At 40.5% G+C, this 19,536-nt stretch carries 15 protein-coding genes and 3 tRNA genes; 8 read left to right on the top strand and 10 right to left on the bottom strand.

Features of this window, described 5'->3' with window-relative positions:
• Positions 1 to 32: 32 nt before the first annotated feature.
• From ftsH to IJT21_05350, 4 genes are all read left to right on the top strand, one after another.
• Positions 33 to 1,961, top strand: a complete 1,929-nt coding sequence (ftsH, locus tag IJT21_05365; GenBank protein ID MBQ7577677.1) for an ATP-dependent zinc metalloprotease FtsH — start codon at positions 33 to 35, stop codon at positions 1,959 to 1,961.
• A 112-nt stretch (positions 1,962 to 2,073) separates the two neighbouring features.
• A tRNA-Gln gene (locus tag IJT21_05360) sits at positions 2,074 to 2,147 on the top strand.
• Positions 2,148 to 2,176: 29 nt separating this feature from the next.
• Complete coding sequence (gene glmU / locus IJT21_05355) at positions 2,177 to 3,565, top strand: bifunctional UDP-N-acetylglucosamine diphosphorylase/glucosamine-1-phosphate N-acetyltransferase GlmU (protein ID MBQ7577676.1); 1,389 nt, start codon at positions 2,177 to 2,179, stop codon at positions 3,563 to 3,565.
• Between the two features lie 2 nt (positions 3,566 to 3,567).
• Positions 3,568 to 4,536 (top strand): ribose-phosphate pyrophosphokinase, encoded by a 969-nt coding sequence (locus IJT21_05350; protein ID MBQ7577675.1) that lies wholly within the window; start codon positions 3,568 to 3,570, stop codon positions 4,534 to 4,536.
• Positions 4,537 to 4,584: 48 nt separating this feature from the next.
• Here the strand turns inward: IJT21_05350 and IJT21_05345 are convergent, their stop codons facing one another.
• The 6 genes from IJT21_05345 to IJT21_05320 all read right to left on the bottom strand — a co-directional run bounded on the left by IJT21_05345 (position 4,585) and on the right by IJT21_05320 (position 8,993).
• Positions 4,585 to 5,361, bottom strand: coding sequence for a formate/nitrite transporter family protein (locus IJT21_05345; protein MBQ7577674.1), 777 nt, complete (start codon positions 5,359 to 5,361; stop codon positions 4,585 to 4,587).
• A gap of 90 nt (positions 5,362 to 5,451) precedes the next feature.
• Positions 5,452 to 6,279, bottom strand: coding sequence for a transporter substrate-binding domain-containing protein (locus IJT21_05340; protein ID MBQ7577673.1), 828 nt, complete (start codon positions 6,277 to 6,279; stop codon positions 5,452 to 5,454).
• A 129-nt stretch (positions 6,280 to 6,408) separates the two neighbouring features.
• A complete protein-coding gene (locus IJT21_05335) occupies positions 6,409 to 7,227 on the bottom strand; it encodes a transporter substrate-binding domain-containing protein (protein MBQ7577672.1) in 819 nt (272 codons plus the stop codon).
• A 55-nt stretch (positions 7,228 to 7,282) separates the two neighbouring features.
• A complete protein-coding gene (locus IJT21_05330; protein MBQ7577671.1) occupies positions 7,283 to 8,113 on the bottom strand; it encodes a transporter substrate-binding domain-containing protein in 831 nt (276 codons plus the stop codon).
• Between the two features lie 37 nt (positions 8,114 to 8,150).
• Positions 8,151 to 8,504, bottom strand: coding sequence for a cupin domain-containing protein (locus IJT21_05325; GenBank protein MBQ7577670.1), 354 nt, complete (start codon positions 8,502 to 8,504; stop codon positions 8,151 to 8,153).
• Between the two features lie 15 nt (positions 8,505 to 8,519).
• Positions 8,520 to 8,993, bottom strand: a complete 474-nt coding sequence (locus IJT21_05320; protein MBQ7577669.1) for an NAD(P)H-dependent oxidoreductase — start codon at positions 8,991 to 8,993, stop codon at positions 8,520 to 8,522.
• A 228-nt stretch (positions 8,994 to 9,221) separates the two neighbouring features.
• Here IJT21_05320 and clpB point away from each other — a divergent pair, with 228 nt between their 5' ends.
• From clpB to IJT21_05300, 4 genes are all read left to right on the top strand, one after another.
• Complete coding sequence (clpB, locus tag IJT21_05315; protein ID MBQ7577668.1) at positions 9,222 to 11,828, top strand: ATP-dependent chaperone ClpB; 2,607 nt, start codon at positions 9,222 to 9,224, stop codon at positions 11,826 to 11,828.
• Between the two features lie 512 nt (positions 11,829 to 12,340).
• Positions 12,341 to 13,450: a hypothetical protein gene (locus IJT21_05310; protein ID MBQ7577667.1), complete on the top strand. Its 1,110-nt coding sequence runs from the start codon at positions 12,341 to 12,343 to the stop codon at positions 13,448 to 13,450.
• Positions 13,451 to 13,476: 26 nt separating this feature from the next.
• Positions 13,477 to 15,126 (top strand): ATP-binding protein, encoded by a 1,650-nt coding sequence (locus IJT21_05305; protein ID MBQ7577666.1) that lies wholly within the window; start codon positions 13,477 to 13,479, stop codon positions 15,124 to 15,126.
• Positions 15,127 to 15,147: 21 nt separating this feature from the next.
• Positions 15,148 to 16,638, top strand: a complete 1,491-nt coding sequence (locus tag IJT21_05300; GenBank protein ID MBQ7577665.1) for an ATP-binding protein — start codon at positions 15,148 to 15,150, stop codon at positions 16,636 to 16,638.
• Between the two features lie 88 nt (positions 16,639 to 16,726).
• Here the strand turns inward: IJT21_05300 and IJT21_05295 are convergent.
• From IJT21_05295 to IJT21_05280, 4 genes are all read right to left on the bottom strand, one after another.
• Positions 16,727 to 16,799 (bottom strand) — tRNA-Glu (locus IJT21_05295).
• Positions 16,800 to 16,816: 17 nt separating this feature from the next.
• A tRNA-Lys gene (locus IJT21_05290) sits at positions 16,817 to 16,889 on the bottom strand.
• A 57-nt stretch (positions 16,890 to 16,946) separates the two neighbouring features.
• Positions 16,947 to 18,578 (bottom strand): dicarboxylate/amino acid:cation symporter, encoded by a 1,632-nt coding sequence (locus IJT21_05285; GenBank protein ID MBQ7577664.1) that lies wholly within the window; start codon positions 18,576 to 18,578, stop codon positions 16,947 to 16,949.
• Between the two features lie 105 nt (positions 18,579 to 18,683).
• Entirely contained in the window at positions 18,684 to 19,520 is an 837-nt protein-coding gene (locus IJT21_05280; GenBank protein ID MBQ7577663.1) for a J domain-containing protein, read from the bottom strand.
• Positions 19,521 to 19,536: the final 16 nt, after the last annotated feature.

Here is a 19,536-nt window from a genome sequence, read left to right as displayed (position 1 = left end):
ATTTATATAACGGAGGCTAATTATTTCACATTATGAATAAAATCGTAAAAAATTTAGGCTTGTATCTCGTTCTCGTTCTAGTGGTCGTTACAATGGTAAATACTTTTTTAACGCCCGAAGAAATTCAGAAACAATACGACGAAATCAGTTACAGCCAATTTCTAAAGGATATGGACGACGGCAAAATTAGAATCTTGCAAATACGCAATAATACTGTACAGGGCGAATCAAGTTCAGCAGTCATTCAGGGTGAATTACACGGCGGACAAAGATTTTTAACGTACGGACTCGATGTAGCAGGACTCGCAGACAAAGCAGCAGCAAAAGGAATTATTGTAACCGTCGAAGCTCCTCAAAAAAATACGTGGCTGATGACTCTTATGACTTCACTTTTTCCGACGTTATTATTAATCGGAGTCTGGGTTTATTTCCTCTACAACATGCAAGGCGGCGGCGGACGGATTATGTCATTCGGCCGGAGCAAAGCTAAATTATTTCTCGACAATAAGCCCAAAGTTACATTTAAAGATGTCGCAGGCTGTGAAGAATCAAAAGAAGAGTTACAGGAAGTTATACACTTTTTGAAGGATCCCGAAAAATTTAAGAAACTCGGCGCAAGAGTCCCCAAAGGCGTTTTGCTGGTCGGACCTCCCGGAACTGGTAAAACTTTATTGGCTCGTGCTGCTGCGGGTGAAGCTGATGTACCGTTTTTCAGTACAAGCGGCTCAGACTTTGTAGAAATGTTTGTCGGAGTCGGTGCTGCTAGAGTGCGTGATTTATTCGAGCAGTCAAAGAAATATCAGCCATGCATAATTTTTATGGACGAAATGGACGCTGTAGGACGGCACAGAGGCGCAGGACTCGGAGGCGGCCACGATGAACGCGAACAAACTTTAAATCAATTACTCGTAGAACTTGACGGCTTTGATGATAAGACCAGCACAATTTTAATAGCAGCTACGAATAGACCTGATATATTAGATCCTGCTTTGTTAAGGCCTGGACGCTTTGACAGACATATTGTAGTTGATAGACCTGACGTTAAGGGACGTGAGGAAATTTTACGCGTTCACATGAAGGACAAAACTTTTTCTGATGATGTCGACGTAAGCATTTTAGCGCGAAGGACTCCGGGACTCGTTGGTGCTGACCTAGCAAATTTAGTCAATGAAGCAGCATTACTCGCCGCACGCAAGGGAAAAGATAAAATCGAGATGTCAGACTTAGAAGAAGGAATCGAAAGAGTCATGGCCGGCCCTGAACGCAAAAGCAGAATAATCAGCGATCACGAGAAAAAAATCGTAGCTTATCACGAGACAGGACACGCAATCGTCGCAAAAATTTTACCCGGTGCAGATCCAGTTCATAAAATCTCAATCATTCCAAGAGGCAGCGCAGCACTTGGTTATACTCTGCAATTACCCGAAGAAGATAAATTTTTGATGTCAAAATCGGACTTGATGAACAGAATCGCAATTCTATTAAGCGGACGTGTAGCAGAAGAAATTGTCTTCAATGACGTTACAAGCGGTGCAGCAAATGACCTCGAACGCGCAACACAAACAGCCCGCCAAATGGTTACTCAATTAGGAATGAGCGATAAATTAGGACTCGTCAAGCTCGGAAATAAACGAGAAGAAATTTTCTTAGGCCGCGACATATCCGAAGACAGAAATTACAGCGAGGAAATTGCATTTGAGATCGATAAAGAAGTGAAATCAATTATTGACTCATGCTATCAGACAGCTAAAGAAATTTTAACGGATAAACGCGCCTTGATGGACAAAGTAGCCGGAGTCTTGCTTGAACGTGAAGTAATTGACGCTGAAGAACTCGATAAACTCATGAAAGAAGAGTCAGACTCAAATAATATTACAGTGGACGAGACGAAGACTCCTGATTTGCCGGATATTAGAATCGACTCACTTCCACCGAGTAATAATCATGATTTTCTCGCGTAAATAGCTGTATCGAAGCCGCCGCCTCGCTCCCACCCACCCACCCCGCTCGGCGGCGAAAAAAAATAAAACACTTGACGGCAATAAAATTTTAAGCAATAATTATGCGCGTTGTTGGGGAGTAGTCCAATGGCAGGACGCCGGACTTTGGATCCGTAAATGTTGGTTCGACTCCAGCCTCCCCAGCCAGCACGATAACTTTCGAGGTGATGTAATTCATGAATAGTTTATGCGTTCTCATAATGGCCGCAGGTAAAGGTACACGAATGAAGAGCGCAAAGCCCAAAGTCTTACAACCGGTTTTAGATCGTCCAATTATTGATTACGTAATAAATAATGTCTTATCGGCAGGAATAAGCCCAGAAAATATTTGTGTTCTTGTAGGTGCAGGCGGCGAACTCGTCGAATCTCACATATCTAATAAATTCCCAGTAAAAATTTTATATCAGCATGAACAATTAGGCACAGGCCACGCGGTAAAGTCTGCGCAAAAATTCTGGAGCCAATACGAAAATTTAATAGTTCTTAACGGCGATTTGCCATTGATGACTCCTGAGAGCCTGAAATCTTTAATCGCCAGCTGTGAAAATCATGACTGCACTGTTATAACTTTTACGGCACAAAATCCCGGAGCTTACGGCAGAATTATTAGAGTCGATAATCAAGTGTCAATAATTGAATATAAAGACGCAAACGAATCTCAGCGCAGTATTAAAGAAGTTAACGCCGGCTGCTATGCGTTCAAGGTTAAATCACTCGAAAAAGTTATAGACTCAATCACTAATAATAACGCCCAACATGAATATTATTTGCCCGATGCTTTATTTCTCATGAACAAACAGGGAATGAGCACATCAGCTTTCACAATGCCCGAAGAAGAAATGCAGGGTGTAAATAATCAAATCGAACTCGCAAATGTCTCACGCGCTTTAAGAATGCGAATATTAAATCACTGGCTCGATAACGGCGTAAGAATCTTAGACCCCGAAAGCGTTTATATCGGAGTTGATGTAAAACTTGCTCCCGATGTCGAAATAATGCCGAACGTTCAAATCTGGGGAAATAGTGAGATTCAAGAAGGCAGCTATATCGGGTCAGGCTCAATTTTAAATAATGCAAGACTCGGCAAAAACGTGAAATTAATCGCATATGCATTCATCGAGAACAGCGAGCTTAAAGACTCAGCAAAGGCCGGCCCATTTTGTTATATACGCGAAAATTCATGCCTTGAGAGTAAAGCATTTGCGGGGAAATTCGTAGAGCTGAAAAATTCACACATAGGGGAAAATTCAAAAGTTCCGCACTTGTCATATATGGGAGATGCAACGCTCGGCCATGACGTAAATATCGGAGCGGGCAGCATTACTTTCAATTACTACGGCGAACACAAGAATAAAACTTTTATCGGCGATAATTGTTTCATCGGTTCGGATACAATGTTCGTTGCACCTGTTGAAATTTCAGAAGGGGCAGCGACTGCGGCAGGTTCCGTAATAACACAAAAAGTTCCGGCTAATTCACTAGGAGTCGGACGCGCAAGACAAACTAATATTGCGGACTGGTCATTAAGGAATCATCTTCACAAAAACAAAACCGAAAGGGGTTAATAATCTTGTCCAGAGGAAACGGCATTAAACTTTTTTCCGGCACAGCGCACCCAGAATTTGCCGAGAGAATCAGCAAAGAGCTCAACGTCCCATTATCGGACATCAAACGCTACAGATTTTCTGACGGTGAAATCGGAATCAGCCTCAATGAACCTGTAAGGGGCGCAGACGTTTTTATCATTCAACCGACATGCACGCCGGCAAACGAAAATATAATGGAGCTTCTTATTATGGCCGACGCAATGAAACGCGCTTCAGCACATTATGTAAATGCCGTAATCCCCTATTACGGTTACGCAAGGCAGGACAGGAAAGCCAAGCCCAGAGAGCCTATTACTGCAAAACTTGTAGCAAATTTATTGACTCACGGCGGTATTGATAGAGTCATAACAGCTGATTTGCATACGGGACAATTGCAGGGATTCTTTGATATTCCTGTAGATCACTTAACGGGAATGAATTTATTAGCAGAACACTTTAAAACTTTTCTAGCAGACGAGCTGAAGGAAAATAGAGTCGTTGTTGTCTCGCCTGATACGGGAGGAGTTACGCGCGCGAGAAGATTTGCAGTCATGCTTGATACTGATATTGCAATTGTCGATAAAAGACGTTCATATGACGTAGCAAACAAGTCAGAAGTTATTGACATTGTCGGAAATATCCGCGATAGAATTGCTGTACTTGTTGATGACATGATCGACACAGCCGGCACTATATGCCACGCAGCCGACGCACTCAAGGAACGCGGAAGCTCGAAAATTTATGCATGTGCGACTCATGCGGTATTGTCGGGGCCTGCACTCGATAGAATTAACGCTTCAGCAATCGAAAAATTAATCTGCTCGGACACTATACCAATTACGCCAGAAAAATTTTCAAGCAAGATAATGCAGCTTTCTATTGCGCCGTCATTTGCAGAGGCAATTAAACGAGTCCACGAAGAAAGATCTATCAGCAATATGTTTGATTAAATGTGAAGAACTCCCCTGCGTGAATGAGTCATACAGGGGAAAATTTTTTTATGAGTTATATGCAAACTTGTAAATTATCCCGACAAAAAACGCTCCGCCTACAATATTTCCCAAAGTTACAGGAATTAAATTTTTCGTGAACATTGCAGACCAGCTTATAATATTTTGAGTGTCAGCAAATATCCCCGCCGGAATGTAATACATGTTAGCTATACTGTGTTCAAAGCCTGACGCAACAAATAATAAAATCGGGAAAAATATAACTAAAACTTTGCCGGTTAAGTCATCAGAGCCGTACGACATCCACACAGCAAGACACACAAGCCAGTTGCATAATATACCGCGTATAAATGCCTGCATAAATGATAAATTAATTTTCGCCAGCGCAGTGTTAATTGTAAAATTTCCCAGCTGGCCACCGTTAAAATCAAATTGCCCGGACTTTGCGACAAAATATGCGATTAATACACTTCCGATAAGATTCCCGACATAAACCACTACCCATGAACGCAATAACTGCAAAAAAGTTATCTGCCTGTCAGCTAGTGCCATAATCATTAAAGAATTTCCCGTGAATAATTCAGCACCCGCAATGACTACCATTATTAAGCCCGCCGGAAATATTAAACCCGCGATTAATTTTGCGAGTCCCGGATTATTTATCGCGTGAACGGCCATATTTGCACCCTGCGCACCGAATGCGATAAAAGCTCCTGCCAATATTCCGAGCGTTAATTGCTTCGTGATAGTTAAATTTGCCTTCTTGTAACCTGATTTAATTGCTTCGTCTGCGATTTCTGACGGCGTTAAAAAAAGTCTCTGCATTAATTTATGATTCCTCCTTAATGTACAAAAAATGCGGCTCCCAGAAAAATTTTATTCCAGTGCCGCAATAATTATATTCGAGTCAATAATTTATTTCTTGACGAGCGATAAAATTTCATTCCAGCTGTAATAAGGCTCAGAAAGCGTGATACTTTCCGGGACATCTGCATGAACTGACGCGCCTTTGAGAGCCATAAACCAGAAAACTGCATCAACACGTCCCGAAGCTAAGGCAGCAGCACGAGCACCTGAGTCAATATTTACGAGCTCGATATTAATCTTTAAACGCTTTCCGATTTCAGCAAGAACAGCAGTATTAAAGCCTGCCGGGGTTCCGTCTTCTGCAATAAAATCTATCGGGGGCATGTCTCCTGTTACTGCTACTTTTATAGTTTTATCTACGTTGTCGTAATGCTCAAATTTTACGGGTTCGGGAGCGTCAAGTCCTGCGTCTGAAATATATTTTGTCTGAAGTATTGAGATTGTGCCGTCTGCCTTCATTGACATTAAAGCCTCGTTAAAACTGTTTCGCAGAGCCGGTGAATCGCCTGCCCTAAATCCGAACGATAAATAAAAATTTGATGTCATGCGAGTTATGCTCGAAATTTTGTAAGCGTCGTTAACGTTCAAGACATAATCTGCAACGTCTTCGGGCAAATGAATCTCGTTGACTTCTCCGGCGTTGAGTGCAAGTAACAGCGACATTAACGAGTCATAGAAAATATAAGCCTCTCCGGGAATTTCTACGCCCGACGAAAATTTTAGTGCTCTTCCGTTTTTGCTGCCTTCTTCAACGAGTTTGCTAAATTCTGCCTCACTCATGTTTAATTTTGCAAGAACGCCGATTTTGCCGCCCTCCGCGTAGACTGCACCCGCAAATAACATAACTGCAAGCAATGCACATAATAATTTTTTCACTGCAAACGACCTCTCTTCATTAAGATTTATTACTCATGGATAATCAACAATTATTATACTTCAATAAGCGCGCAAAAAAAAACGGCCTCATGATTAAATCACAAGACCGCGATAAACTGCATAAAATTTTTATTTTTTCCTGAGCGAATACATTTCTGTCCAAGTATAATAAGGCTCTGACAAAATTATTCCCTCAGGTACGTCAACATTTCCGACCGGTATTGACTGAAACCAGAAAACTACATCAACGCGGCCTGATACGAGTGCTGCTGCTCTTGCTGTTGAGTCAATATTTACGAGTTCAACATTAATTTTCGCGATTTTTGCGGCTTCTGCGAGTACTGCTGTATTAAAACCTGCGGGGACTCCGTCTTCTGCAATAAAATCGATCGGGGGCAAGTCTCCTGTTACTGCTACTTTGATTGTTTGCGCACCGTCAAATTTGCCGAGCTGTACGCTTTCAGGTTCGCCGAATCCCGGTTCAGTGATGTATAAATTTTTCAGGGCTGCGAGTTTTCCGTTATTCTCAAGGTTGATTAACGCACTATTGAACACAGATTTTAATTTCTGTCCGTTCTCGTCGTCTTTGAAGCCCATTGATAAATAATTCGGGATTATGTGATTAATCGCTGAGAGTTCTAAATTATCAGTATTTCTAAGTACATAATTAGCTACATCTTTCGGCAGTAGAATTTCATCAACTTCTCCCCGATTGAGTGCTAATACTAGAGTCGTTAATGAATCATAAAATTTTGTAACTCTTCCGTCGGGTGCAGGTTTATTTCTGAATTCCATAGATTTTGCCGTCGGAATCCCATAGACTAATTTATTAAAATCTTCAGGGGTGATATTTAATTTTGTGATTTCGCCGACTCTGAGAAAATCAGCAGCAAAAACGCAGCTGGCCATCAACATAACTGCGAGCAAAGCACATAATAATTTTTTCATGGTTAAATAAATACCTCGTTTCATAAATAAATTTAATTGCAAGTATTATACATTATTAACGCCTTAATTTTTTGCGTATATGTAAAAACGTGTTCCAGCTGTAATAAGGCTCTGACAATAATACACCGTCGGGAGCATCAAGTTTAATATCAGAAATTTGCGTGGTCTCGTACCAAAATGCTACGTCTGCGCGTCCTGAAGTTAATGCAACTGTTCTGCTTCCTGCTTCTACGTGAATTATTTCGATATTAGCTTTGATTCGTCTGCCTATTTCAGCGAGTAAGGCCGTATTATATCCTGCTGGATTACCGTCCGGCGCAACAAAATCAACAGGCGGCAAATCACCCGTTACAGCGACTCTTATAGTGTCAGCTCCGGGGAATCTTGCAAATTTTACGGGCGTATAATTATCTGAGTTATTTATATATTCTCCCTGAAGATTTGCAAGCGTAAAATCTAATTCCATGTCTCTTATAGCTTTATTGAATTTTTCGAGCAGCGGCCTAGATTTTTCCATGAAACCGAACGCAAGACTCATCGGTATATGCGAATGTGCAGCACAGCAGACTTCTAAATCGGGATTCATGTGAACTACATAGCTTGCTGTCATTTCGGGTAATGCCATCTCGTCAATTTCGTTAGCCTCAAGAGCCATTTGCATTGCTATTAGTGAATTATAAAATTTTACTCCGAACATTTCATGATTTGACGTGAAAATTGACCAGTCGCTTGTCCTGTGAGCATTCGTTATAATACCCCTGAAATTTTCTTCATCAGTGTTTAATCGTGTCAAATAGCCGATTCTTGTTGAGAATATCACAGCACTAGACGCACAGCCGGCCATAATTAACGCAATAATAACCGCGCAAAATAATTTTTTCTTCATGTTATGACAGCTCCCTTTGTTGAAAAATTTAGTATTCTTATTCTACACCAAAAACGGCCAGCCACACACAAGCAGGCTCAATCGATGTATAAATTACTCTGTGCTTCTCGTGAGGAGGAATTATCACCCAATCGCCGGGGGTAAGCTCTAAAATTTTATTCTCGAACTCTAATTTTGCATTTCCCTGCAGGACCGCGACAAATTCAGACTCATTTTGATCGTACCAGAAATTTTGCGGCGAAATATGACCCTCTGATACAATGCGCTCGACTCTGAAATTACTATTGCCCGAAAAAAGTATTTCGAGAAATTCATCATTAGTGCGGTTAACTTTTGTGAATAAATTGCCGGTTCTCATGTTAATAACAAAAACGAGCGCAAGAGAACTCACGCCCGCAAGAAATTTCTAAAAACTTTCTGCCCACTTCTTTAACTCATCAGGACTGACAGAACGGTTAAATAATTTTCCCTCGACAATTTTTGCCCCCGGTGCGCTTGGCTGTAAACCTGCGACGGCCTGACCGAATCCCGATCCGCCCGATGTAGCGAATAAAATAATTTTCTTGCCCGTAAAATCGTAGCTTTCGAGAAAAGTGTTAATTATCGTCGGTGCAACGTACCACCAAATTGGGAAGCCCAGAAAAATAACATCATGGCCGGAAATTTTTGCGTTCTTGTCTGCGAGTTCGGGACGTGATGACTTGTCGCGCATTTCGATACTGCTACGGGAACTTCTGTTATTCCAGTTTAAATCTGCGCTTGTATATTTTACTGCAGGTTTGATCTCGTATAAGTCTGCGCCGATTGATTCAGCTAATTTTTTTGCGATATTGCCTGTTGTGCCGCTTGCTGAGAAATAAGCTACTAATTTGTTGCTCATGTGATAATTTCTCCTTCTGATAAAATTTTTGTAAATAATAATATACATTCAAGCATAGTTTATAGCAAATGTAATAATTTTTTCTCCCCCCTCGGGGTTGGGAGGGGGGCCGGGGGGGGGGGGGGGGGGTTAGCGGGAGGGATAAAATAAGCCGTCAAAATACTCATGCAAAATTTTTACTCTGACTTAAAATCTTTCGTCAGTAAAAGTTAAAGGAGTGAACAAATTATGGCAGCAGAGAAATTAACACGCAAGAGTCAAGAAGCACTACAGCAGGCAAGCGCAATAGCATCAGAATATAATCATCAGCAGGTAGATACAGAACATTTATTAGCAGCATTGTTAAAAGATTCAGAAGGCTTGATTAATCAACTATTAAAGCGTATGGGAGTGAATACAAGTGCGCTCGCAAAATCTGTAGACGACGAATTATCGAAATTGCCTAGAGTTACAGGTTCGGGCGTCGAGGAAGGAAAAATTTACATCACTCAAAGACTCGAACGTTTATTAAATCGTGCAGACGAACGCGCAAAATCTCTCAAAGACGAATATACATCAGTCGAACATATATTTTTAGCTATGTTGAGTGAAGGCAGTAATACACCTTCAGGCAGAATCTTTTCACGGCTGGGCATTACAGAAGAAAAATTTTTACAGACTCTAAATTCTGTACGCGGCTCACAAAGAGTCCAAAGCGCAGACCCTGAAGCAACATATCAAGCACTAGAAAAATACGGCCGCGATTTAGTAGAAGCTGCTAAAAACGGAAAATTAGATCCCGTTATCGGACGTGATGACGAAATTAGACGCGTAATCAGAATTTTATCGCGCAAAACAAAAAATAATCCCGTCTTAATCGGCGATCCCGGAGTCGGTAAAACAGCAATAGTTGAAGGTCTTGCACAAAGAATCGTGCGCGGTGATGTTCCCGAAGGCTTGAAGGATCGTACAGTTTTTGCTCTTGATATGGGGTCATTAATTGCGGGTGCAAAATATCGCGGTGAATTTGAAGAACGACTCAAAGCCGTACTAAACGAGATAAAGAACTCTGACGGACGAATCTTATTATTTATCGATGAACTTCACACTATAGTCGGAGCAGGTGCAGCAGAAGGAGCAGTCGACGCAGGCAACATGTTAAAACCTATGCTCGCACGCGGTGAACTTCACTGTATAGGCGCAACTACAGTTGATGAATATCGCAAATATATCGAGAAAGACGCAGCACTTGCCCGAAGATTCCAGCCTGTTGACGTTGAACAGCCTTCAGTCGAGGATACAATTTCAATTTTGCGCGGGATTCGTGAAAAATTGCAAGTTCATCACGGAGTCGTAATTCGTGATAATGCGCTTGTGAGTGCGGCTGTACTCTCGAATCGTTATATAACAAATAGATTTTTGCCAGATAAAGCAATTGATTTAGTCGATGAAGCATGTGCAATGTTGCGCACGGAAATTGACTCGCAGCCTTCAGAACTCGACGCAGCATCAAGAAAAGTTATGCAGTTAGAAATCGAGGAGACAGCATTAAAGCACGAGAGCGACGACGCTTCCAAAGAAAGACTCGAAAAATTGCAGGAAGAATTACAGGAGGCACGCACGCAGGCTGATACTTTACGCGCAAAATATGAGGCCGAGAAAAAATCTATTTCCGGAATCAGGGATTTACGCTCGCAGATCGAAAACGTTAAATCAGAAATCGAACGCGCCGAACGTGAATATAATTTGAACAAAGCTGCTGAATTACGTTATGGAAAATTGCGCGAATTAGAAGAGTCATTAAAGGCTGCCGAGAAAGTTAAATCAGAATCAGACTCAGACAGCAAGAAATTATTACGTGAAGAAGTAACAGAAGACGAAATCGCCGACATCGTAAGCCGCTGGACTGGTATTCCTGTAACGCGGTTATTAGAGGGTGAACGCGAAAAATTATTAAAGCTCGACGAAATTTTACACAAAAGAGTCGTGGGTCAAAACGAAGCTGTAAATCTCGTAGCCGATGCAGTTTTGCGCGCACGAAGCGGAATAAAGGATCCAAAGCGCCCGATCGGTTCATTTATATTCTTAGGGCCAACAGGAGTCGGAAAAACTGAACTCGCAAGGACTCTCGCAGAAGCACTCTTTGACAGCGAAGAAAATATGATTCGTATCGATATGAGCGAATATATGGAGAAACATTCTGTCTCGCGTTTAGTAGGAGCACCCCCCGGCTATGTAGGTTACGACGAGGGCGGACAATTAACAGAAGCAGTCAGGCGCAGACCCTACAGCGTTATATTATTTGACGAGATCGAGAAGGCTCATCCGGACGTGTTTAATATTTTGCTGCAAGTTTTGGACGACGGCAGAATAACAGACTCTCACGGCCATTTAGTAGACTTCAAGAATACAGTTATTATCATGACAAGTAATATAGGCTCGCAGATTTTGCTTGATAATATTGTAGGCGATACTATTGCATTATCAGCGCGCGAGGAAGTTATGCAGGCATTGAGGGAACATTTTAGGCCGGAATTTCTGAATAGAGTTGATGATATAGTATTCTTTAAGCCATTGACGCAGGATGAAGTGAAATCAATCGTGAAAATTTTGCTTTCCCGTTTGTCAGAGAGGCTCGCAGAACGTCAGATCGAATTAAATTTTTCTGATGAAGCATTGGCCTTTATCGCGTCGGCAGGTTATGATCCTGTTTACGGTGCAAGGCCGTTGAAGCGTTATATCACTCACAATGTAGAAACGAAATTAGCGCGTGCATTAATTGCCGGAGGAATCCGAGAAAAGACTCGTGTAAATATTGACGTTAAAGCAGGAGAATTAATTTTCTCGTTCGAATAAATGAATAAAATTTTTATGCGATACTTTAAGGGAGGGATTGAGTCCTTCCCTATTTTTTGCGCATAATTATACTGAAAACACTTTAAATCTATACAGGCAAAGGCAAAAGCGAAAACCTTTTTTGCAAACAGTGCCGATTGGTCGTAGCAAGAAAACATTTTCTCATATTTCGTAACTTCACAGAGGATTCTGAGTCCGAGTTTTAATTGGTTAATCCCACCCACCCACCCGGTTTATAGTCTGGAGTCGCGTTTATGCAAAAGTTTTTACAGAATATTTAAATGTATCGAACATACAGCCGCGTAAATTTTTTCGCACGTTATAAAAATTTTTTCCAGCGTAAATATTTGCTGCAACCATAAAAATTTAAATTTTTTGTATTAGCAAAAGTATTAGTAAAATATTTTTCTTTGATTCATAAAGTTTATGGGAAGTTGCGAATTATTATATCACTAAAAATTTCTATGTTATAATAATTTAATCCTATCGAAATCAAAACAGGAGAAAATTTCATGACTCACAGCGGATTAATTGACATTATAGAACGTGAGACTCACGGCTCAAGCTACAGAGTCGAAAAAATTAGCGCTGACTCATTAGAGCATGAACAAGAAAACGAAGACTCCTCCGGCGGCGTTTGGCTCAGGAACGCAGAATCTTCAACAGACACAAAATATATAGACATTAAGTCAGAAAGCGAAAAATTATCACGTTCAGACAAGCAGATTTTAAATTATTTCATCGACAGCGCAAGACAAAATTACAAAGTTGACGACATTGTTTACTCACAAAAAATTTATCCCATAATAGCCGGCCAAATCGGAGTCGCCTGCTGCAAAAGAACAGCAAAAAAATTATTACCCTTCATATATCAACATGAAATAGTAATAGCTCTTCCAGACGTAGCAAATTTTGACGGGCAGAAAAAATTTTTCTCGGAACTCAAGCAAAAATTAAATGACTCATTATCCGGCGATTTAAAAATTTCTGTCGTGCTGAATTATTCGACTTTAGACGCTGGAACAAAATTATTAGACGATCGAGCAAGAGATAAAATTTTATCGCGTTCAAGAAGCTACGAGATCAAATTAATAGAATATCTCACGGAAAAAAATTTATTATCAGACACAAATTATTTAGTCAAAGACGGGACTCTCGAAAGCCTTTACGCAAAAGATGTTGACTCTAACAATTATAATTACGTTCTGGGAGTCGTGAAAAATTTTAATCCCGAAATCTGCATAAATTCTCACGGACAGCCCGACCCGCTTTATATTGCTGAATTGCCCTTATATAACAGGACTCAGGCGGCATTATTCACGAATCCCGAAATCTTAGGCGACAAAAAAATTATTGTCTGGTACTTGAGAATGCATGACAAGAGGCGCACTCATTCAGTATTTGACGGAGTAATAAAGCTCGAAAAAATTTTATCGTCCGACACTGAATCTATAACGACTCAAGAAATTAACAAATTAAGCGCATTTATGCTCAACGAACGCAGCCCCGTCTGTATGGGCAAAGACTCGAACTGGGCAAATTATATTTATCCGTCATATTTGACAGAACAGTATATTAAATCAAAATATATCAGCGCAAAAACTTTCTTGCAGATATTCTAAAAATTTTTAACAGGAGGTAATTTGCATTGGCAGCAAAAAGTATTATCGGCAGGGTAATAGCAACAGAGTCCAGCCCTACAACGATGGACAAATTTATTTTCTGGACAAGCTCAACACTTCCTATTCATGCATTCGATATTATAAAAGTTGAACATATCGGCGGGTCTTACACTTACGGGAGCATAGAAAATATTTCGCACATAACTGACTCATCAAGTTTTTTGACGGGTTATATTTCTAACGATTTCGGGAATCTCAAAGCAGAGGCACCGACAGAACGAGTCGAAATGAACTGCATCACAGCAAATGTAATAATGAACACTCGAAAATTTTATACCCCAGTCCGGAATAATGCGCCCGTTTATCTTGCTTCAGCCGAAGAAATTAATACTGCGCTTGGACTCGATAAGATTCAGAAGCCTTTAACATGCGGTTATATCACAATGTATGCGGGGACTAAAAGCGAGCTTTCTTTACCTGTAAATCTGGATTCAAAATTTGTTCTCGGCCCTGATGGCGCGCACTTGAATATTTCGGGAATTTCGGGACTCGCTGCAAAGACTTCTTACTCAATGTTCTTATTGAAGGCGATTCAAGAGCAGTTGAACGGCGATAACGTCTCATTTGTAATATTTAACGTTAAGGGACGCGATTTAATGGCAATAGACCAGCCCAACGACGATTTAACAGAGAGTGAGCGCAAAGAATATGAAACTATCGGACTAACAGCAAAGCCCTTCACAAACGTCAGCTATTACATCCCATACAGAGAAAGTAAATCAAGCTCGTATTTGCCTGATGATGATATAAAGCGGTATATTGCAGATAAGAAGCTCAAAAAATTTAAATATTTATACGAATATGATCGCGGACGTATAGAAATGCTATTTGCTGACATAGATGACTCTTACCAGACAACGGAGTCTATTATAAGCAAGATAATGGACGACGAAGACCCCGATTTTAGAGGCGTAAGAACATGGGATCAGCTGCTTAAAACTATACATGATTTCTCGATAGGTGCCACAAAAGCTGACGGAGGAATCAAAACTGTAAGCTGGCAAAAATTTTACAGGCTCATTAACACGTTTATAAAATATGATGAAATGTTTAAATCTGAGTCAAGGCGTTCAAGCGCAAAAGATGAATGCAGGCTTTCTGAAGAGTTAAGGCAGATACAGCCCGGAGAAGTCAAAGTAATAGACATTTCCAAACTTGACAGCAGCAAACAGGCATTTGTTTTCGGCGATGCACTAAAGACAATTTATAATTTAAAACTGGGCAGCTATGAAGGTTTGAATCCTCCCGAAAAAATAATAATCTTCATTGACGAGCTTAATAAATATGCCTCGAAAGATGTTGCAAGAAGTTCACCCATTTTGCACGAGCTTTTAGACGTTGCCGAACGCGGGAGATCTATGGGAGTAATTTTATTCGGTGCTGAACAATTTAGATCTGCGATTCATCCGCGAGTAACAGGAAACTGCGCGACAAATGCTTATGGCCGAAGTAATGCGCTCGAAGCCGGAAATCATGACTACAGCAATTTCCCAAGCACCTACAAGAATATTTTAACGCGTCTTGAACAGGGCGAGTACTTGATACAGAATCCAATTTTTAGGACTCTTTTGCGCGTGAGATTTCCGAAACCGGTTTATAAGCAATTTAATGATTAAATCAGGAAGGAGAAATTTTTTATGAGCGATTATATTATCGGAGCAAATGCCCTTGAGAGCTTGACGGAAGCACTGTATAAAACCTCATGGTCAATTTTTCGCGAGTACATACAGAACGCGTGCGACTCGATTGACAATGCAGTCAGGGAAAATATTTTTTCGAGCAGGGATCAAGGCTGCATAAATATTTTTATCGACAAGGACTCCAGCAATATAAAAATTGAGGACAACGCAGCAGGAGTCAAAGCTGATGATTTCGCGCGCCTTCTTGGAAGTATAGCGGCCTCCGAGAAAAATAAAGACGTTGATAAAGGTTTTCGCGGTATCGGGAGACTTTGCGGCCTTTCCTGCTGTAAGACTCTGACATTTACGGCCAAGTTCAATGGCGAGCAGGTGATTTCGCGTTTAACTTGCGATGCAGCTTTAATGCGTGAGTTGACTTCGAGCACAGAAAAATTGACGGCTGATGAAGTCTTGAAGCAGATTTATAAATTTTCGCAAGATTTTACAGATGATACAGACGGACATTATTTTATCGCAGAACTTGACGGAATAAGCGAAGAACACAACTATTTGCTTGACGTTGACGGGGTAAAAAATTATCTTGCATTTATTGCGCCTTTACCGTATGCAGAGACTTTCGCGCCGTTCATGTCGCAGATCCACCAGCACGCGGAGGGACTCGGACTCAAAATCGACGTATATAAAATTTTCCTGAACAATGAGCAGTTATTCAAGCCCTACAAGCCTGAATTTACGACATCAAACGGCGATGACAGTATCAGGAGCATAAAATTTTTAGACATTCGCGATAAAGACAATAATTTATTTGCGTGGATGTGGTACAGTTTGTCATCATTCAAGGCTGTAATCAAGGAAAACTGCAAAATGCGAAGTATCAGGCTCCGTAAAGATAATATACAAATCGGCGACGAAGACACTTTACAAAATTTATTTCCCGAAGAGAAAGCAATACATTATTTCGCCGGTGAATTATTCTGCGTGTCAAGAGCGTTAATCCCTAACACAAGCCGCGAATATCTGAAGGAAAATTCAGCCCGTGCAGCATTTGAGTCAGCGATGAAGAATATTTTTGCGAAATTATCAGGAATCTACAAGAAGGCCGCCGCAATCAGAAGCAGCCTCAAGAAAATTTCTGACTCAGAGAAAATAATCGACGATAATCAATACAGGCTCGACGAGGGACTCTATCACGACGACGAACGAAAACAGCAGCTTGAGGGCGAAATACTTAATGCAAAATCAGACATCGAGAAATACAATGCCGCTATCGAAAAATGTAAATCTCACAGTGAAATAATGCGTGAAGTAGCAGAATATATCGAACAGGAGCCCGCACAAGAACCGACAGTAAATGATAAGCCCCTTTCAGCGTCCGGCAAACGTTTATTACGCAAAGCATTCGGTGTAATTCTTGACGAGTTCGGAACTGGTGAGACTACGAAAAATTTAATCGAGACCATCAAGGAAAAATTAAACTTTAACAAATAACGCACGATTATGGCCGCTTGATTGCGGAAATTGAGCGGTTATTTATTATATTGCGTGAATGAATTAATTTGCGTGAGAGATTCTGTAACGGTCCCAGCGGGATTCGAACCCGCGCCGCAGCCTTGAAAGGGCTGTGTCCTCGGCCTCTAGACGATGGGACCAAGAAGTATTTTGCTGATGAATCGCGGGGGACTTGAACCCCCGACACCCGGATTAAAAGTCCGGTGCTCTACCGACTGAGCTAGCGATTCGTCGTAAGCAACAGAGGCTATTATATTATCACATGCGCAAAAATGCAAATTTTTTTATCACGAATTAAAAATTTTTCTGTCAATCATTCCTGTATGACTCGCCGTAAATAGAGTCACTAAAATATTGCCAAAACATATAACCGGAGTCACAAACATATCAATAATCGGATCCATTGCTATATAGAGTGCTATTGAATCAGACGGCGCGCCAAGCATAGCAATAAGGGCAGCAAATGTAATAGTTACACCGCCAGCAATACCGGGAGACGCAATATTGAATATAATCGCCGGTAAAATCATAGATAACATCTTGTGAAATGAAACATCTACACCGAACATATAAGAAATTGCAATAGTATTCAGAAGCAGTTCAAGAGTAACGCCAGCTTTGTTTAGTGCAGTGCTTAATGGAATCGAGAACGAATAAATTTTTGAGTCAACTCCCATTTTTTGAGCGGCTGTAATGCTTTCTGGTATAGATGCATTTGTCGAACAGGTAGTGAATGCAGTTATCAACATTTGAAGCGACTTCACGAAAATTTTTGCAGGGTTAAGACGGCACGTAATAACTACAACAGCAAAGAATAATATCATGACTATAATTTGAATCGCAAAATTTGTGATAACAAGCCCTAATAATGAGATCATTACTTGTCCGCCTATAGTCAGAAACATTGAAGTAATCGAGCAGAACACGACCAGAGGAATAAGTTTTATGAATATACCTATAATCTTCATGAAAATATTATTGCACTCGTCTATAAATTGCCTGAACAAACTCGCACCTGCAGCCCCCGCAGCATAACCAATTAGAATCCCAAGTACTATTAATTGCAGCATTTGACTCTCTAAAAACGGTCTGACAATATTTTCAGGAATCAGATTCGCAATAAAATTAATTAGCGTAATTTCGGCATTGTTACTCACAGTATTTATATTATTGACCTGATTTGATACTGCATGAACTGTAGTAATCGGTTTAAACGCGTAAAAAGCTCCCACGCCGGCAAAAGCTGATATAATGTGCATGACGATAAAGCAAATAATTAGTACGCCGCCGACCTTTTTTAAATCTGACATTCCGCCCAAATTTGTAATACATGAGGCAATCGAGAAAAATATAATTCCTACTGAACATAATTTAAGGCCGTCCATAAAAATTTCACGCACAGGCGATAAAATATAATCGTTGAAGTTCCTGCAAGTCTCAGAATCAGCAAAATTTTTCATGATAAGACCCGTTATTATCGCAGCAACAATAGCAAATAACGTGTAATAAAGCATTGTATACGGCGATTTATTTGCAATAGTGATTCTTATTTTATTTACGCCGTTGTGATGGGAATAAGTTAATTTGTCTGCAAGAGATTTTATAAGTAAGTTAGATATTGCTTCGGATGTCTCTATTGACATATCAGAATTTGCCAAATCAACGCCGAGAGTTAAATTTTTCCGGAAGTCGAAATTTTCGCCATTAACGTAAATATCAATGTGAAGATTGCCGAGAAATTTATTTATTCTGACTCGTATAATTTTAGCGTCGGAGTCAGCGTGTTCGAGCAATTTATTAATACATTCTTCTGTCAATATTTTTGTTTGCAGAGATTTCTTGCCGGTGTTCATGTGAGAGTCTATGAAATCTATTATTTGCGGGATTGATTCAATTTTTGCGGGAAAATCTTTAATCATTTATTGTGATTGACTCCTTTATACAAATTTTTTTGCCCTAATATCTGCGAGCCTTCGTTTATGTAACAACGCACTTATTATATTAGATTACTGGAAATTTTTTAATTATACAAAATTTTTCGCCCATGCCCGAACAGCTGCCGACGGGTGAGTCTCAAGAGCTGCGAGTCTTCGTTTATGGGGCAATAATGCGCCGGGAAATTTAATTTTTGCAGTTGACAATAACGGGACTAAAATTTTTTCGTCGTCAGAGCTTAACAAATGCCGTATCACGCCTGAATTTATGATTTTACCGTTTGGCCAGCGTCTTAATATCACGCTTACATTTTCAGGCGACACGAACAATAAAAATTTTTCCATCAAGTCTATATCATTTGCGATTAAATTAATTATCAGACCTGCGGGAAAATTTGCAGCGTTCGAGGCCGAGTCAAATGCTAACTGCCTGCGTGTGTTGTCATCAAACGGGAGTGAACCGGCGAGTCTTGCTGTCTCCTCGTTTAAATTATCACTCTTCAGGACTTCACATAATGCGCGCCGAAATTCTAATTTATTAGCGAATCTTCCTGAATGCTTCAATGCAATATTTATGATTCTGGGATTATGAGATTTAAGCCTGAATAAAATTGCGTTTATGTCAAGTCCTTCTGTGCTTGAGTGATTCGCGTAATAATTTTTTATTTCGTGGCTGTACTTGTCAAGAATCGCGTTAATTTTGCCGGTCTCATGGTTAATTACTTTTTCGCGCGTTTGTGCCGGAGTAATTGCCGCAAGTTCTTCGGGAGCTAAATTTTTCAGGAGTGAATATGCCCCAGTTACTTGTTTGAATCGAAAATCACTCTTAGAGCCTGTTATATCCGGATGAAGTTCGCGCGCCAATTTTCTAAAAGCTGCATGAATATCGTTTGGGGTTGCTCCTGCGCTGAGACCCAAAATTTTCAAGTTTGTTATAATTTCG

Source organism: Synergistaceae bacterium (genome assembly GCA_017443945.1).
Classification (GTDB): Bacteria; Synergistota; Synergistia; order Synergistales; family Aminobacteriaceae; genus JAFUXM01.
This window is presented reverse-complemented; position numbering and strand designations above follow the sequence as displayed.

Excerpts from the sequence above, each read along its gene's own strand:
- ftsH (MBQ7577677.1), top strand. The coding sequence starts at position 33 with ATGAATAAAATCGTAAAAAATTTAGGCTTGTATCTCGTTCTCGTTCTA.
- glmU (MBQ7577676.1), top strand. The coding sequence starts at position 2,177 with ATGAATAGTTTATGCGTTCTCATAATGGCCGCAGGTAAAGGTACACGA.
- IJT21_05345 (MBQ7577674.1), bottom strand. The coding sequence starts at position 5,361 with ATGCAGAGACTTTTTTTAACGCCGTCAGAAATCGCAGACGAAGCAATT.
- IJT21_05335 (MBQ7577672.1), bottom strand. The coding sequence starts at position 7,227 with ATGAAAAAATTATTATGTGCTTTGCTCGCAGTTATGTTGATGGCCAGC.
- IJT21_05330 (MBQ7577671.1), bottom strand. The coding sequence starts at position 8,113 with ATGAAGAAAAAATTATTTTGCGCGGTTATTATTGCGTTAATTATGGCC.
- IJT21_05320 (MBQ7577669.1), bottom strand. The coding sequence starts at position 8,993 with ATGAGCAACAAATTAGTAGCTTATTTCTCAGCAAGCGGCACAACAGGC.
- clpB (MBQ7577668.1), top strand. The coding sequence starts at position 9,222 with ATGGCAGCAGAGAAATTAACACGCAAGAGTCAAGAAGCACTACAGCAG.
- IJT21_05310 (MBQ7577667.1), top strand. The coding sequence starts at position 12,341 with ATGACTCACAGCGGATTAATTGACATTATAGAACGTGAGACTCACGGC.
- IJT21_05300 (MBQ7577665.1), top strand. The coding sequence starts at position 15,148 with ATGAGCGATTATATTATCGGAGCAAATGCCCTTGAGAGCTTGACGGAA.
- IJT21_05285 (MBQ7577664.1), bottom strand. The coding sequence starts at position 18,578 with ATGATTAAAGATTTTCCCGCAAAAATTGAATCAATCCCGCAAATAATA.